Annotated in this window: 14 protein-coding genes; 9 read left to right on the top strand and 5 right to left on the bottom strand. The window is 43.2% G+C overall.

The genetic code is table 11. The features are described 5' to 3' along the window. Nucleotides 1–8: 8 nt before the first annotated feature. The 3 genes from AB6E85_RS12790 to AB6E85_RS12780 form a co-directional block, all read right to left on the bottom strand. Nucleotides 9–1,853 (bottom strand): methyl-accepting chemotaxis protein, encoded by a 1,845-nt coding sequence (locus AB6E85_RS12790; RefSeq protein WP_372142930.1) that lies wholly within the window; start codon nucleotides 1,851–1,853, stop codon nucleotides 9–11. Nucleotides 1,854–2,159: 306 nt separating this feature from the next. Next, on the bottom strand, nucleotides 2,160–2,684 hold the full coding sequence (locus tag AB6E85_RS12785) for a hypothetical protein (RefSeq protein ID WP_372142927.1): 525 nt from the start codon (nucleotides 2,682–2,684) through the stop codon (nucleotides 2,160–2,162). A 98-nt stretch (nucleotides 2,685–2,782) separates the two neighbouring features. Next, entirely contained in the window at nucleotides 2,783–3,160 is a 378-nt protein-coding gene (locus tag AB6E85_RS12780; RefSeq protein WP_372142926.1) for a YgiW/YdeI family stress tolerance OB fold protein, read from the bottom strand. Between the two features lie 278 nt (nucleotides 3,161–3,438). On the opposite strand from AB6E85_RS12780, the gene AB6E85_RS12775 reads away from it, so the two are divergent. The 4 genes from AB6E85_RS12775 to modC are packed head-to-tail and all read left to right on the top strand — an operon-like array spanning nucleotide 3,439 to nucleotide 7,522. Further along, on the top strand, nucleotides 3,439–4,905 hold the full coding sequence (locus tag AB6E85_RS12775; protein ID WP_372142924.1) for a cobyric acid synthase: 1,467 nt from the start codon (nucleotides 3,439–3,441) through the stop codon (nucleotides 4,903–4,905). Between the two features lie 56 nt (nucleotides 4,906–4,961). After that, the gene (gene modA / locus AB6E85_RS12770; protein ID WP_372142922.1) at nucleotides 4,962–5,720 is read left to right on the top strand and encodes a molybdate ABC transporter substrate-binding protein; all 759 of its coding nucleotides are present in this window, start codon (nucleotides 4,962–4,964) and stop codon (nucleotides 5,718–5,720) included. Continuing rightward, complete coding sequence (modB, locus tag AB6E85_RS12765; RefSeq protein WP_019822703.1) at nucleotides 5,721–6,419, top strand: molybdate ABC transporter permease subunit; 699 nt, start codon at nucleotides 5,721–5,723, stop codon at nucleotides 6,417–6,419. Continuing rightward, the gene (gene modC / locus AB6E85_RS12760) at nucleotides 6,416–7,522 is read left to right on the top strand and encodes a molybdenum ABC transporter ATP-binding protein ModC (protein ID WP_048613560.1); all 1,107 of its coding nucleotides are present in this window, start codon (nucleotides 6,416–6,418) and stop codon (nucleotides 7,520–7,522) included. Before modB ends, modC begins: the two co-directional genes overlap by 4 nt. Nucleotides 7,523–7,833: 311 nt before the next feature. Here modC and AB6E85_RS12755 read toward each other — a convergent pair whose 3' ends face one another. Then, nucleotides 7,834–8,271: a DUF3069 domain-containing protein gene (locus AB6E85_RS12755; RefSeq protein WP_017069091.1), complete on the bottom strand. Its 438-nt coding sequence runs from the start codon at nucleotides 8,269–8,271 to the stop codon at nucleotides 7,834–7,836. Between the two features lie 131 nt (nucleotides 8,272–8,402). Here AB6E85_RS12755 and AB6E85_RS12750 point away from each other — a divergent pair, with 131 nt between their 5' ends. Further along, nucleotides 8,403–9,374 (top strand): diguanylate cyclase, encoded by a 972-nt coding sequence (locus AB6E85_RS12750; protein WP_372142920.1) that lies wholly within the window; start codon nucleotides 8,403–8,405, stop codon nucleotides 9,372–9,374. Nucleotides 9,375–9,452: 78 nt separating this feature from the next. Next, the gene (locus AB6E85_RS12745) at nucleotides 9,453–10,463 is read left to right on the top strand and encodes a Solitary outer membrane autotransporter beta-barrel domain (protein WP_048608286.1); all 1,011 of its coding nucleotides are present in this window, start codon (nucleotides 9,453–9,455) and stop codon (nucleotides 10,461–10,463) included. A gap of 144 nt (nucleotides 10,464–10,607) precedes the next feature. Here the strand turns inward: AB6E85_RS12745 and AB6E85_RS12740 are convergent, their stop codons facing one another. Then, nucleotides 10,608–11,849: a GGDEF domain-containing protein gene (locus AB6E85_RS12740; protein ID WP_372142918.1), complete on the bottom strand. Its 1,242-nt coding sequence runs from the start codon at nucleotides 11,847–11,849 to the stop codon at nucleotides 10,608–10,610. 461 nt (nucleotides 11,850–12,310) lie between these two features. Here AB6E85_RS12740 and AB6E85_RS12735 point away from each other — a divergent pair, with 461 nt between their 5' ends. From AB6E85_RS12735 to pntA, 3 genes are all read left to right on the top strand, one after another. Next, on the top strand, nucleotides 12,311–12,679 hold the full coding sequence (locus AB6E85_RS12735; RefSeq protein ID WP_017060104.1) for a late competence development ComFB family protein: 369 nt from the start codon (nucleotides 12,311–12,313) through the stop codon (nucleotides 12,677–12,679). Nucleotides 12,680–12,718: 39 nt separating this feature from the next. After that, on the top strand, nucleotides 12,719–13,000 hold the full coding sequence (locus tag AB6E85_RS12730; protein WP_004731023.1) for an HlyU family transcriptional regulator: 282 nt from the start codon (nucleotides 12,719–12,721) through the stop codon (nucleotides 12,998–13,000). Between the two features lie 300 nt (nucleotides 13,001–13,300). Further along, nucleotides 13,301–14,848 (top strand): Re/Si-specific NAD(P)(+) transhydrogenase subunit alpha, encoded by a 1,548-nt coding sequence (pntA, locus tag AB6E85_RS12725; protein ID WP_081230620.1) that lies wholly within the window; start codon nucleotides 13,301–13,303, stop codon nucleotides 14,846–14,848.

The raw sequence follows: 14,848 nt of genomic DNA, 5'->3' as shown, positions 1-14,848 counted from the left end.
GCTATCTTTTAATATTTGAACAGTTGAACCTGCGTATTTAACTGTTGAGCAATGCCGCGTAACTCTTCAGAAAGTTGACGAGAGTTGTCCGCTTCTGTCGACATGTTATCTGACACGTCGTTAACCAACTGAATATTCTTACTGACTTCACCAGTTACGGTTCGTTGCTCAGAAGCTGCGTTCGAGATGTGTGAAGCCATATCTGAGATTTGCTGGATAGACGTCGCAATCTCTTCTAATGCAGTTGTGGCGTTATTCGCGTCATCGACACTTGATTGCGCCAAGTCTTGGCTGCGTTGCATCGATTCCACTGCGCTCACGCTGTTTTTCTGTAGCGTCTCGATCATTTCACGAATCTCATCAGCTACAACCGCAAAGCCACGCCCTTGTTCACCGGCACGTGCCGCTTCAATTGCTGCATTAAGAGCGAGTAGGTTCGTTTGTTCAGCAATATCAGAAATGGTCGAGAGAATCGTATTGATATCCAATGCGTTCTTTTCAAGCTCTTGGATAATACCTGAGGCATTCTCTACTTGTTGTGCAAGGTTGGTGATCGAATTTTGGTTACGAATGATCACTTGTTTACCTTGCTCACAGTTTTCTGTTGAGCTGATCGCTGAGTCAGCGGTCATTTGTGCGTTGTTCGCCACTTCTTCTGCCGTTGTCGACATCTCATGCACTACGGTCGCAATCTGAGAGATTTCATGCAGTTGAACCGATAGGCCTTCGCTGGTTTGACGAGCAACATTGGTGCTGACTTCAGACTGCTGGTTAAGCTGGTGCGAAGAATCCGCAATATCACGTACGATCTCTTGAAGCTTGGCGATGAATGCATTGACGTGGTGCGCTAGGGTACCGATTTCGTCTTTGCTGTTTACTGTAATACGCTGTGTTAAGTCGCCATCGCCCTTAGAGAGAGCTTCCATTGCGGAGCTTAACGTTGTTAGCGGCGCTAGGGCTTTTTTGATGATGAACATTGCTACAAACGCGATAACGGCAAGTTGAATCAGGCCAAAAATCGCCGATTGACGTAGCAATGAGCGATAAGAGGCAAAAGATTTGGTTTTGTCGATAACAACAGTGAAATACCAATCAGTATGTGGGACTTTCTGAGCTGAAAGTAGGGACTCAGTACCATCAACAGTTAGCTCTTCAAATTCCGGGCTTTGAGAAAGCAATTTAATTTTCTGAGCTGAAAGGTTTCGTGAAACGTTAGACACGGATTTCAGTGTTAAGCTACGATCTCTGTGAGCAACGATATTACCGTTACCATCAACAAGGAATGCGTATACTCCAGGCTGCTCAATACTGACTACATCATTGATCAATGTGTTGAGATTAAGATCCGCACCGATGACACCAGAATAACCATTGGTTCTAAAAGGGCTCGCGATGGTAACAACAAGATCATTGGTTGCCACATCGATGTAAGGTTCACTGACCACTGTTTGCCCTGTTGCCATAGGAACCTTGTACCAATCACGGGTACGAGGGTCGTAACCTTCAGGTACAGGCAAATCGACACCTTGCAGGAATTGGCCATCAGAAAGACCCGCGTATGCGATTTGGAATCGACCTGCATTGGTGCTTTGAGTGAAGTAACTGGTTGGATCGTCAGTGTATTTAAAGGCATCTTTGGCAGCATTGACCACGTTGATGCGTCCCTCAATCCACTTTTCAATACCTGCGACATTCGCATTCGTTAAAGTTGTCGAATACTGCTGAATCGAGCGGTACGTTTCGTTAAGAAGTTGCTTCCCTGTTATATACGTCTGAATCATTGTCATTGCGAAAATAATGACAACAAACATCAATGTTAATTTGTTCTTGATTGAAATGCTGCTAACGCCCATTACGGTACTTCACTCTATTAAAATTTCGCAAGAGAGTATCAGTACGGCGTACTATCGTAAAGTTGTTTTATCAATCACCATTTATAACTTAATCATATAAAAGAGATTCAAAACAGAACGTTAGATTAGAAGCAGGTTAAACAGGTTTTAGAGTTTTGTACCAAACAAGGCAGCTGAATAGAAAGTAAAATGTGAAGGGTTTTTAAGGCTAATAAGTATCAGAACGTATTAGCCTTGAAGATAGTCGTTGTAAGTAAATGCTATTAAAATTAGTTATTTACAACGCTAGTAGTGTTTTGGGAGCTTTTAAAATCCGAATCGAGCGGACATTAAAATTTGGTGGCCGTATGTGCCGTTATTTCGCAGATCTACACCAACAGACAGTTGATCTGTTGAGTGAAAACGAGCACCAAAACCAACGATAGATTTACTGTTATCGGTATCAATCAGCTGACCAAATCGAGCATTGACTTCAACGTTAGCAACGATCCAGGCTTTAATTCCTAGGTTAACTTCAGTTTTGATATTATTTTCGTCATGACGTTCTATATTATGCAATAACATTTGGCCATAAATATCAGCAAATTGACTAACAGGGCCGTTAAAACCTACACCTGCAGCAATATCCCAATCGTTTTCAAAACCACTATCCGCACGCCCAATAAAGTGCGCATTTTGCGTGAATAGAGTGGTTATTTCTCCACCAAAAGTGCTCGGACTTGCTCCCATGCGCAGCTCGAATGTGTTGTAGTTAAAGTTGTTTGCAGACGCAGAGAATGAACACATTAAAGCTAGCCCTAAAAGGACAGTCTTGTTCGTACAACTTGGCATGGTGACTCCATATAAATTATATTTTTCGGCAGTATAATACAAAAAAGCCTGCAATATGCAGGCCAATTATTTGAAGTCAGTATTTTTATATTAGTCGCTTATAGAACCTGGATGTGGTCCACTTCGATTTCCGGTGTTTTGCCGCCTTCATATTCGCCGAAGATACGAACTTTTGTATCAGCGGTCAGTGGTTGTGTTAGGCGGATATCATCATCTAGTTCGATTTGAATTTCACTCTGGCCATCAGAGAAGACAAACGTGTCATTCTTTAGTTGACGAACAATCTTGCCATCCACAATTGCTTCTTGTTCTGCGAACATGCTTGTGTCGGCAAGTAGTGTCGCAACAGAAACGGTTTCAATCGGGCCAGTATAAGCAATAGCGCTTTCGTGCTTGTTGCTGTCGTGGTCACTAGCCATTGCGAAAGTAGGAGCAAGGATAATAGTAGATGCGATAGCTAATACAGTCTTTTTCATGGTGAATCCCTTAATGTTGTTTTTAGTAGAAACGTTTTTCTAAATTTGAAACGTGTCTTTTCGTTAGTACGTTTTTTGTTGAGTCGCCTGTTATCGTTCACAAGCTTCGTTTCGATGGAGCTATTAAACAACACTGGGGTTGAATCCAGAGTGAGTAACACATTCATTTTCCATTCATTTTATTGAGCATCTACTTGGCAATGACGTTAAGATGGAGGCAGAGAGAGATTGCCCATAGCTATAAATTGAAAATTAAGAAATTAAGGATTTAAGTACGAATGCGAGCACCATTAAGTGCCCTTATGGTTCAAGGGACAACGTCAGATGCCGGGAAAAGTGTTTTGGTGGCAGGTTTATGCCGTGTTTTGGCAAGGAAAGGAATCAAAGTGGCACCTTTTAAGCCACAGAATATGGCGTTAAACAGTGCTGTGACAAAAGATGGTGGCGAAATTGGCCGTGCTCAAGCAGTTCAGGCGCAAGCTTGTAATATTGAGCCAACCGTTCACATGAACCCTGTATTGCTAAAGCCTAATTCAGATACCGGCGCGCAAGTGATTCTACAAGGCCGAGCGCTGAGTAACATGGAAGCGACGGGCTATCATGATTACAAGAAAGTCGCGATGGATACGGTTATCGATTCGTTTGACCGACTTTCTGAAGAATATGAAAGCGTGATGATTGAAGGTGCGGGTAGCCCAGCCGAAATTAATCTTCGCGAAAATGATATCGCTAACATGGGATTTGCAGAGAAAGCGGACATCCCAGTGATCATTGTTGCTGATATTGACCGTGGCGGTGTTTTTGCGCATCTCTACGGGACATTAGCTCTCTTGTCTGAATCTGAACAAGCTCGTGTAAAAGGCTTTGTGATAAATCGTTTTAGAGGCGATATCGCACTTCTTCAATCTGGCCTAGATTGGCTAGAGGAAAAAACCGGCAAGCCAGTCATTGGTGTTTTGCCATATCTGCATGGTTTTAACTTAGAAGCGGAGGATGCCATTACCTCTGCTCAAGAGTCTGACGGAGAAGCTAAGCTTAAGGTGGTGGTGCCAGTGCTAACCCGAATCAGCAACCATACAGATTTTGACGCGTTAAGACTGAATCCTTCGATTGATTTACGTTATGTCGGTAAAGGTGAACGTGTAAACAACGCTGATTTAATTATCTTGCCGGGTACAAAGTCGGTAAGAGCAGATTTGGATTACCTAAAACAACAAGGCTGGGATAAAGATATTCAACGCCACCTGCGCTTAGGCGGCAAAGTGATGGGTATCTGCGGCGGCTATCAAATGTTAGGTAACATTATTCACGATCCTGATGGCGTTGAAGGGGAACCCGGCAGCAGCGAAGGGTTAGGGTATCTGGATACTGAAACGACCCTTACACAGCAGAAAACCTTAACTAACGTACGCGGCACCATGACGCTGGGTGGCAAAACAGCAGAGGTAAAAGGGTATGAAATCCACGTAGGTAAGACTGATGTCAAAGAAACAGCCTTACCGGTTCAGTTAGAATCTGGCAGCCTAGATGGCGCTGTGAATCAAGATAACTCGATTTTTGGTACTTACCTGCATGGCGTATTCGATAACAGTGATGCGTTATCGCTTATTTGCGAATGGGCAGGAGCCAACGATGTGACCGCGATTGACCACGAACAGCTTAAAGAGCTGGGTATTAATCGAATCGCTGATGCCATCGAAGAGTACTTAAATCTTGACCTGCTTTGGCCTGAATTAACTGCTTAAGCCGCCATTTAGAAGTTAGCTAAAGAAACTAAACGAACAATAGATAAGTGATAACAATGAAAAAGCGAGTCTTCCTTTTAACCATGGCCTTAACTTCGGCACTGACTTCTACTCATCTTTTTGCTGCCGAAAAGCTACGAGTTTACGCTGCATCGTCGATGACCAATGCGGTTAATTTGCTGGTTGAAGAATTTGAGAAAGACCATTCTGTCGATGTGATTCCTGTGTATGCGAGTACGTCGTCTTTGGTGCGACAAATCGAAAGAGGAGCACCAGCAGACATTTTTATCTCGGCAAATGAGAAATGGATGACGCATTTAGTCGACCGTAAATTGGTTTCTAGTGACAATGTCACAAATCTATGTGAAAACGAACTGGTGCTGATTTCTCCTAAAGAGACATCGGTAACTTTAGACCTATCAAAAGGTGAACAATGGGCTGAACTGCTTACTAATGAAAGGCTTGCAGTGGGTAACACCATGTCGGTTCCTGCTGGTATCTATGCGAAAGAAGCGTTAGAAACGTTAGGTGTGTGGGACGATGTGAAGACTCGATTAGCACCAAGTAACAATGTTCGTATGGCCTTAGCCTTAGTCGAGCGCAGTGAAGCTAAGCTTGGCATTGTCTACAAAACGGATGCGTTGCTTTCTAAAGAAGTAAACCTAGTGTCGACCTTCCCATCAGATCTGCACACACCAATACGTTACCCTGTAGCTAAGTTGAGTGATAAAGTTGTGGCAGAAGAGTTCTATACTTTCCTTAAGAGCGAAAAAGCGAAAGACACCTTGAACAGTTTTGGATTTGAAGTGCGTTAAATGATGTATTTATCGGAATACGAATACCAAGCCTTAATGCTGAGCTTAAAAGTCGCTGGGTTTGCCATCTTATGGCTTATTCCTATCGGTATTGGTTTAGCGTGGCTGCTTGCTAAGAAACAATTTGTAGGCAAAAGCATTGTAGAGAGCATTGTCCATTTACCCTTGGTACTTCCACCAGTGGTCATCGGCTATTTACTGCTAGTGATGATGGGCAGGCAAGGCATCATCGGCTCGTGGCTTAATGACGTGTTTGGTATTGTGTTCAGCTTTAGCTGGAAGGGCGCAGCACTCGCTTGCGTGGTTGTGGCGCTGCCATTGATGGTTCGCTCTATTAGATTGAGCCTAGAAACCGTAGACAGTAAACTTGAAGAGGCCGCTGCAACATTAGGTGCGTCACCTCTTCGTGTATTTTTCACGATAACTTTGCCCTTGATGATCCCTGGGATTATTACCGGCACCATGCTTTCATTCGCAAGAAGCCTAGGGGAGTTCGGAGCGACCATCAGCTTCGTTTCAAATATTCCCGGTGAAACTCAAACCATTCCTTTGGCTATGTATACCTTTATTGAAACCCCTGGTGCGGAAATGGAAGCGGCGCGTTTGTGTGTCATTTCGATTGTGATAGCGCTGGGTTCATTGATGCTTTCTGAGTGGCTTAACAAAAAGTCAGCACAACGTTTGGGAGGCAATGCATGAGTGCTTTGATCCTCCAATATCAGCAACAACTTGGTGAAACGTTCTTTGATATCGACTTGGAATTACCAAGTAGTGGCATTACGGCAATTTTTGGTCGTTCTGGCGCGGGTAAAACCTCACTTATCAATGCGATCAGTGGCCTTAAACAGCCCGATAAAGGTTTGATCAGCGTATCTGGCACCACACTGTTCGATAGTGAAAATGGCATTAATTTGCCGACTCACAAACGTAACGTCGGTTATGTGTTCCAAGAGTCGCGATTGTTCCCACACATGAAGGTGGCGGCGAACCTTAAATACGGCATGAAAAGCGTCGATAAAGCGCACTTTGAGCAAATAGTCTCGCTGTTGTCTCTGGGTTCATTGCTTGATCGCTATCCAGCTCGTTTGTCTGGTGGTGAGAAGCAACGTGTGGCGATTGGCCGCGCATTGTTATCCAAGCCGAGTATTTTGTTGATGGATGAGCCTTTAGCGTCTCTCGACTTGCCCCGTAAGCGCGAAGTGATGCCATTTCTGGAAAACTTATCCGAAACCGTCCAGATACCGATCATCTATGTCACTCATAGCCTCAATGAAATTTTACGCTTGGCAAATCACCTTGTGATTATTGACCAAGGCAAAGTGATTTCGTCGGGTGTGACGGAAGAGGTGTGGGCATCGAGAGCTATGCAACCTTGGCAATCTTTCTCAGAGCAAAGCTCGTTGTTTGAAGCGACATTAGCGGAACACAATGACGATTATGCGCTGTCTCGCTTGATGTTAGGAAAGTCGACGTCATTGTGGGTTCAGAAAGTGTCGAGTGAGCTTGGTACGACAGTGAGGCTGCAAGTTAGGGCAAATGATGTCTCTATCACGCTAGAACAGCCGAAAGGAACTTCGATACGTAACATCCTTCCTGTCACCATTAAAAGCGTAGAGACGCACCAGCAAGGCACAAATAAGCAGAGTGTCGCTGTCGAACTAGAGTTAGAGTCTGGGTGTTACCTATGGGCAACCATTACATTGTGGGCGCTGGATGAGTTGAATCTAGAAATCGGGCAGCGTGTTTACGCGCAAATTAAAGGTGTGAGTGTCGCTCAAAGAGATATCGCGGTAACGCATTAACCTGAAAAGGCCAGCTTTTCGATATTGTCGCGATACTGCCTGTTATAGGTTCTGAAAATTCGATCTTGATTCCATGAATGGAGACATGCGTCATTTTTATACGGTATAACTGCCAGTTTTGCGCCACACTGTATGAGTGTTAAGGCATATTATTTGTCGAATAATATGAACGTTCGCAACAAGAACATACAGACGTAACGATCGAACTACAGAAAATAGCGGATATAAAAAAGCCGCGTGTTTAAAGCAACATGCGGCTTAATCTTAAGTATTACTGTTAGCGCTCTACCTAGATTTAGGCGACTAGCGACTTACTTAGTAAAAACTTCTTTGAAATCACGCTTCAAGATAGCATCACGACGAGCTTTCTTGATTTGTTTAACCATGTCTTTTACACAGTTGTGTAGAACTTGGTCTAGCAGTTGAGCACGGTACTCTTCTTTTTCTTCGTCAGTCATGTCTTCTGGAAGTTTAAGAGTAGGGAACTCTTCCATCACGTTAACACCAGCGAAAGCTTGGCTAACTGAGATTAGAGCGTGGAACTGCTCGAAGTTGTCTAAAACATTTTGTGCGCTTGCTGGAAGGCTGTCCCAAGCTTCGCGTACTGCTTCTTCAGACACTTCGTGAATAGAAGTAACCATAAAGTGCATCTCTTTTGGCACGCCATCAAATTCGATAACTTGACGAAGTTCTGGTGAGATGGTGGTTAAATCGATTTCTTGTTGTTCGTTGTTTGTAGCGTCTGACATAGTATTTCTCTTTAAAAAGAAACAATGCTAAAAAGATCTGTAAAAAAGTCAATATAATATAGAGATTAGGGCATGATTTAAGCCCAAATTTGAGCTACTTTGAATATTCAACACTAGATAAAGGTGATGTGATGATAGAAAAGGGATCTTCGATGCGCATATTGCTGGTTGATGACGTTCAACTAGATAGGATGCAACTTGCTATCCGACTCAAGCAACTGGGTCATATTGTAGAAGCTGTCGGTAGCGGAAAAGAAGCCCTGAGTGTTTATTCTGATTTTGATCCTGAACTTGTGTTACTTGATATTAGCATGCCAGAGATGGATGGTTTTGAAGTAGCTAATGAGGTTCGAAGCCGATTCCCAGAATGGGTTCCCATCATATTTCTTAGTGGTTACGAAGAACCTGAGATGATCGCGAAAGCGATTGACGCTGGTGGCGATGATTACCTGATCAAACCGGTAAACAAGGTCGTTTTAAATTCTAAGTTGATTGCGATGCAACGTATCGCGCACATGAGGCGAGAGCTAAAACAAAGCACAGCCAAACTCGAAGAACTGAACATCCTTCTGCAGCAACAAGCCAACGAAGATGGCCTGACCAAATTGTATAACCGTCGATATATGGATACTAAGCTTGAAGAGAGCATAGCGTGGCACGGAAGACGTAATATATCCATGACAGTCATACTTCTAGATGTAGACTTCTTTAAGCCTTACAACGATAATTATGGACATATTCAAGGGGATAAGTGCTTACAAGGACTTGCTAATACCTTGAAACAGCTGTTTGTTCGTGCGGGAGAATTTGTCGGTCGTTATGGCGGTGAAGAGTTTGTTCTGATTCTTAGCGATACAGACAGTGAAGGCGCTAAGGTACACGCGACTCGAGTTAAAGAGGCATTGCATGAGATGAACTACGCTCATGACCACTCAACGGTATCGGATAGAGTGACAGCGTCACAAGGTGTGTTGTCATTTGTGCCAGAAGGTGGTGAATCTATCGCCTCTATTTATGAAAAGGTCGATCAAGCGCTTTATCAAGCGAAGCAAAGTGGTAGAAATACCTTTGTACAACGCAACATTTTGGAGCTTGCTCGTTAGTTGTCGAGCTCTTTTAGATATTTGAATTTATACTTCTAATAGCGTTTGAGCTAAGAAGTGCTTTAAGTGATAAAAGAAATGCCACATTCGAAGTCATTTTCTATGACTAACACATCTTGGACGCTTGCGGTTCCTCTATTTTTTACCGCTTTGCCGACCACTGTTAATGCCAATACGCTATCTGACCTTTTTCGAAAGGATCTAGAGCAGAGCTTTGCCACCAGTGTATTGCTCAACGATACCGATGTTTTCACTTTTGGCATCAACAACTTTGATCCCAATAAAGTATTTAGTTTGGACAATGAAGACATCGGTTCGAATGATTCGGTGAGTCGTCGACAAAACATCACCTCCCTCAGCTTGCCTTACACATTTGAACTACCAAGTTACATTGAAGACAACCATCAAGAGGTGACGCTGCGCTTGTCTGCATTGCGGATCGAGAACGATGTCGAGTACGCGGCAGCAAATAAAAACGATTTTCAAAAAGAGTCGGTAGTGTCTGGCTACGTCGAATTCGCGAATGTGTCCCAGTTAGACGAATATTGGAGCTTTAGTTCTGCAATCGGTAACCACATCTCTTACTACCGCAATGATTATGAATATCGCGCTTCATTGCTAAAGCCTATTCAAGACCAACTGGATGGTGTATATCTCAATACTGATGCTTGGGCTTACATCATCGAGCCTAAAATCAAGCTGATGTACGAAGATAAGAATGACTGGGGAAAGTATAAATTGAGCACCAGTTGGCATTACTTTAATGGCATCGGCTGGGGCGAGGCGAACAATGGCAATGTCGGTCACCCAGAAGGGTGGTATATCGCCAATGAAGCCAAGGTTTTCTATGATCTCGTGCGTTGGGATAAGAACATCACATCGATGTACTCGAGTATAAGACGAATTGATATTGGTGGTGACACGGTGGCCTCTATGGGCACCACATCTTACTACGAGGGTAGTGTTGGCTGGTTGCTTAACCCAAACCTGTTTAATGAGTGGGTCGATAACGTGGGAATAGGTTTTACGATTAACTACGGAAGTAGCTTAAAAGGTGGCAGCTTGGTTATCTTCTTCAACCAAGATTAAGCTCTCTTCTTCCACTTGAGCTATATGGCCTCAAATCAATGAGGCTCGTTGAACTTGGAAGTGATAGTTATTGAAGCAGTTCGCTATTAATGGCTTAAGCTATTTAGCTCTCTAGTACTCAATATCTTTAGCTTTTAACCATCGTTAACGGTCAATACACAGCTTATTTCGACCGGTTTCTTTCGCTTTATACAGCGCTTGGTCAGCAAGCTTCAACACCTCTTCAGGATGTCTGGTGGTTGTGCTATCGGAAAGTCCAATACTCACCGTCACATTCACTACTTCTGATGATTTGCCGTTCTTGCCACGCTTTTTCATACCCACTTCATGATCGTCAGGGCGCTCGTGACTATTCCGAATCGTCATGTCGTAGTTTTGAACCTCGGAAATCAGAGCTTGAAGATGCTCTTTAACTTGTTCCGAATGTTTGCCTTTGAAGATAATCGTGAACTCTTCTCCACCATAGCGATAAGCTTTAGCGCCGCCTGTGGTTTCCCTCAGAATGCGCGCCACCAGTTTTAACACATCGTCGCCAATATCATGGCCGTAGGTATCGTTGAATTGTTTAAAGTGATCAATATCGACCATCGCCATCGAATACTTACGCCCCAAGTGCTTCATATCGACTTCTAAGGCGTGTCGGCCTGGAATGTTAGTCAGTTGGTCATTAAAGGCCATATCATGACTAGCGGACATTACATAGACGATGATCAACGTGCCTGACAACGAGAACATGGTGCTGGAGATGTACTGAACGTCGAAGAAGATGAACGTACATGAAGAAAGCAGGATAGCGCTGTAAACCACAACATCGATAGAGCGGTTATACACCAACACTAGAATGGCAGTAAGGCCAAGCAAACAAAGGCTATACAACACTAAAACAAAAGGCAGTTTGGAGAAGTCTCTGACAATAAACAGAAGACCATCACTCCATGATTCAAAACCGCCGGCATGGAAGTGAGAGACGATCAATTGTGCCCACACCATAAACAGAACGAGAACGATGGCGTAGAGCAGCATCGACTTTGAGTTTACGCCGTTATCAGGGAAGGCATAAACAAGTAAGCAAGTGACAGGTACTAATGCCGCAAGTAACGAGAGCTCTAATAGCGTTGTGCCAGTATTGAGAGGTGTTTGTAAGCGAACCTGGATGATCAGATAAGCGACAAGCATGGTCACCGATACCATCGCCATTCGTCCTTGTCTGAATGTGTGGCATAGCAGAACCGCAACGCTCAATAAAATGTAAGGAAGGTTGCTAGCAAACCCTAAATTTGAGTCCGTCACGAGAATGACGTTGTCCATACCAACGAGCAAAATTGTTAACAGGACTAAAGGGAAGCAAAATCGAAACATGCTCGACGTTACAAAAGATGATGCCATTTATGTGGTGAGCCTAACTATATTGATGATCTTATTATTTAATACTATGCGTAGGATACGGTTAAACAAGCGATTGCCAAGCTTTTTGCCTAAATTAGAGCAAAAACATAGTCATAGGTCGCTATTGGTGCAATCATTTTTATATGTATTTGAGTTGCTATTAACCTTAGAACGAACTACATAGTATATATGAGAAATTAATTAGTCGTTATAGATACTTAACAAAATCTGCTCTACTGCTCTTACGTTGGCGCTGTCACTTAAAGGACTTGATGGTCAGTTATCATTGAACGACGTAAGATCTGTAATGAAGTCAGAGTCAGATTAAATAACGCCTTAGATTCAACTATGGACAGTAAAACCTATAACTGAGTTATAGAAAGCTATTAGGAATTGCATGGTTTCAATTAAATTTAGAAACGACTGCGACTAGAAAGAACCGCTACAAATGGAGGTGTGGTATGCAAATTAGTGTTGATGTACATAACTATATGGAAACTCTGGTAGGTCATGTATTGGCTACCGAGGAATATGTGTCTAGCTATACCAACGAACAGTTGGCCGATCTCGCTTGCTTGGCTTTAGGTCAGCTAAAACCTATCTATATTCGTTTTGATATCGATTTTCTGTCAGCATTGCCAGAAGACAAATTGGTGCTCTATAAACGCAATAGTGAGATCGCGGTCAAAAATGCAGAAAGTATGATTATTGACGATCGAAGACGCGAACGTGACGACAATGTGCCCGTTATATTTAGTCAACACAATTTTGATGATGACGTAGAATTGCAATGGTATGAAAAGCCGTTGTTGAACCGTAAACAGTCATGATAGTTTAGGGTGAATACGGTCATTTAAGGAGTAAAAAACGTGGGATTCTTTTCTAGATTATTTGGTGGCAAAGAAAAAACCGAACAAAAAGTAGAGATTGAGCCAGTCGAATATAAGGGTTTCAATATCTATCAAGATGCCATTGCAGAATCTGGTCAATACCGTGTTGCTGGGCGAATCGAGAAAGAATTCGATGGTGAAATCAAAACTCACCGTTTTATTCGTTCAGATGTTGTTTCAAACAAACAAGATGCCGATGAATTGATGCTCAAAAAATCGCAGATGTTCATCGACCAAATGGGCGACAATATATTTAGCTAACCAATTAGGGTTAGAATTGATGTTGGTCATAATTTAGAGAGCTTTCAGTGTATATGCTGAAAGCTCTTTTTAGTTTTAGGGACAAAGAACAGCTAGTAGGTTGTTATTAAAAGGATTATTTGCAAGTGGTTTGACCTCTTCGTTCGAGACGGTCGTCATTTATCCAAATGAAGCGCTCAAATTCCATCCAAATCGTTATAAGTAATAACTTTTCCTGTTCTTTGAACAAAACGCTTGAAGTATTAGTTGTCGTTAGATACAAACGAATAAGTCATTCGTGCCAATAGTCAAGGAATAGCTATGCAAATTGGTGTACCAAGAGAAACGCTCGCAGGTGAAACGCGAGTCGCTGCTTCGCCGAAATCGGTAGAACAGCTTCTAAAATTAGGATTTGAAGTTTGTGTTGAATCACAAGCAGGTGCGTTAGCAAGTTTTGAAGATGCAGCTTATGAACAAGCTGGAGCAAAAGTTGTCACCGCAGATGAAGCTTGGAAATCCGATATTATCTTTAAAGTTAACGCTCCGATCGTTGACGAGTCTAAAAATGAAATCGATCTTCTTAAAGATGGCGCAACATTGGTCAGCTTTATTTGGCCTGCTCAAAATCCAGAATTAATGGAACAATTGTCCAGTCGTAACATCAACGTGATGGCGATGGATTCTGTACCACGAATTTCAAGAGCTCAGGCGTTAGATGCATTGAGTTCTATGGCAAACATCGCGGGTTATCGTGCTGTTGTTGAAGCGGCGCATGAATTTGGTCGATTCTTCACGGGTCAGATTACGGCTGCGGGTAAAGTTCCACCAGCAAAAGTGCTGGTTGCAGGTGCAGGTGTTGCTGGCCTAGCGGCAATTGGCGCTGCGGGTAGCTTAGGTGCGATCGTTCGTTCATTCGATGTTCGTCCTGAAGTTAAAGAACAAGTTGAGTCGATGGGTGCTGAATTCTTGGAAGTGGATTTCAAGGAAGATACCAGTGCTGGTGACGGCTACGCAAAAGAGATGTCTGAAGCATTCAATAAGAAAGCTGAAGAGCTTTATGCAGCTCAGGCAAAAGACGTCGATATCATCATTACAACGGCCCTGATTCCAGGTCGCCCGGCTCCTAAGCTGATTACCAAAGAGATGGTAGACAGTATGAGTGCAGGTAGTGTGATTGTAGACCTTGCGGCGGCCAATGGCGGTAACTGTGAATACACGGTTGCGGATCAAGTCATTACAACGGCTAACGGCGTGAAGGTGGTTGGTTACACTGATATGGTTGGTCGACTGCCGACTCAATCATCTCAACTGTATGCAACGAACCTAGTTAACCTGCTGAAACTGCTTTGCAAAGAGAAAGATGGCAACATCAATATCGATTTTGAAGATGTTGTTCTGCGTGGTGTTACTGTCGTTAAAGAGGGCGAGGTCACTTGGCCAGCTCCACCAATTCAAGTTTCAGCTCAACCACTACAAGCTAAGCCAAAAGCGGCCAAACCAGAGCCTAAAGTTGAAGAACCTGTTTCTCCAATGAAGAAAGCGGCGGGTATGGCGGTAGCTGTTGGTGCATTCGCTTGGGTAGCTTCGGTTGCTCCAGCTGCGTTCTTATCTCACTTTACCGTTTTTGTTCTCGCTTGTGTGGTGGGTTATTACGTAGTTTGGAATGTAAGCCATTCTCTGCATACGCCTTTGATGTCCGTGACTAACGCGATTTCAGGCATCATTGTAGTAGGTGCACTGTTACAGATAGGACAAGGAAGTGGCGTCGTCACGTTCTTATCATTTATTGCCGTATTAATTGCAAGTATCAATATCTTTGGTGGCTTTACTGTGACCAAACGTATGCTTGAAATGTTCCGTAAAGACTAA

It is taken from the genome of Vibrio sp. 10N.247.311.51, assembly GCF_041467855.1.
GTDB classification, from domain to species: domain Bacteria; phylum Pseudomonadota; class Gammaproteobacteria; order Enterobacterales; family Vibrionaceae; genus Vibrio; species Vibrio coralliirubri.
The sequence above is the reverse complement of the archived record's forward strand: the minus strand, read 5'-3'. Positions and strand labels throughout refer to the sequence as shown.

What these genes read in the sequence shown, in the direction of transcription:
- AB6E85_RS12775 (WP_372142924.1), top strand. Translation starts at nt 3,439, where the DNA reads ATGCGAGCACCATTAAGTGCCCTTATGGTTCAAGGGACAACGTCAGAT.
- AB6E85_RS12790 (WP_372142930.1), bottom strand. Translation starts at nt 1,853, where the DNA reads ATGGGCGTTAGCAGCATTTCAATCAAGAACAAATTAACATTGATGTTT.
- AB6E85_RS12780 (WP_372142926.1), bottom strand. Translation starts at nt 3,160, where the DNA reads ATGAAAAAGACTGTATTAGCTATCGCATCTACTATTATCCTTGCTCCT.
- AB6E85_RS12740 (WP_372142918.1), bottom strand. Translation starts at nt 11,849, where the DNA reads ATGGCATCATCTTTTGTAACGTCGAGCATGTTTCGATTTTGCTTCCCT.
- AB6E85_RS12735 (WP_017060104.1), top strand. Translation starts at nt 12,311, where the DNA reads ATGCAAATTAGTGTTGATGTACATAACTATATGGAAACTCTGGTAGGT.
- modB (WP_019822703.1), top strand. Translation starts at nt 5,721, where the DNA reads ATGATGTATTTATCGGAATACGAATACCAAGCCTTAATGCTGAGCTTA.
- AB6E85_RS12755 (WP_017069091.1), bottom strand. Translation starts at nt 8,271, where the DNA reads ATGTCAGACGCTACAAACAACGAACAACAAGAAATCGATTTAACCACC.
- AB6E85_RS12785 (WP_372142927.1), bottom strand. Translation starts at nt 2,684, where the DNA reads ATGCCAAGTTGTACGAACAAGACTGTCCTTTTAGGGCTAGCTTTAATG.
- AB6E85_RS12745 (WP_048608286.1), top strand. Translation starts at nt 9,453, where the DNA reads ATGCCACATTCGAAGTCATTTTCTATGACTAACACATCTTGGACGCTT.
- AB6E85_RS12750 (WP_372142920.1), top strand. Translation starts at nt 8,403, where the DNA reads ATGATAGAAAAGGGATCTTCGATGCGCATATTGCTGGTTGATGACGTT.
- modC (WP_048613560.1), top strand. Translation starts at nt 6,416, where the DNA reads ATGAGTGCTTTGATCCTCCAATATCAGCAACAACTTGGTGAAACGTTC.
- modA (WP_372142922.1), top strand. Translation starts at nt 4,962, where the DNA reads ATGAAAAAGCGAGTCTTCCTTTTAACCATGGCCTTAACTTCGGCACTG.
- pntA (WP_081230620.1), top strand. Translation starts at nt 13,301, where the DNA reads ATGCAAATTGGTGTACCAAGAGAAACGCTCGCAGGTGAAACGCGAGTC.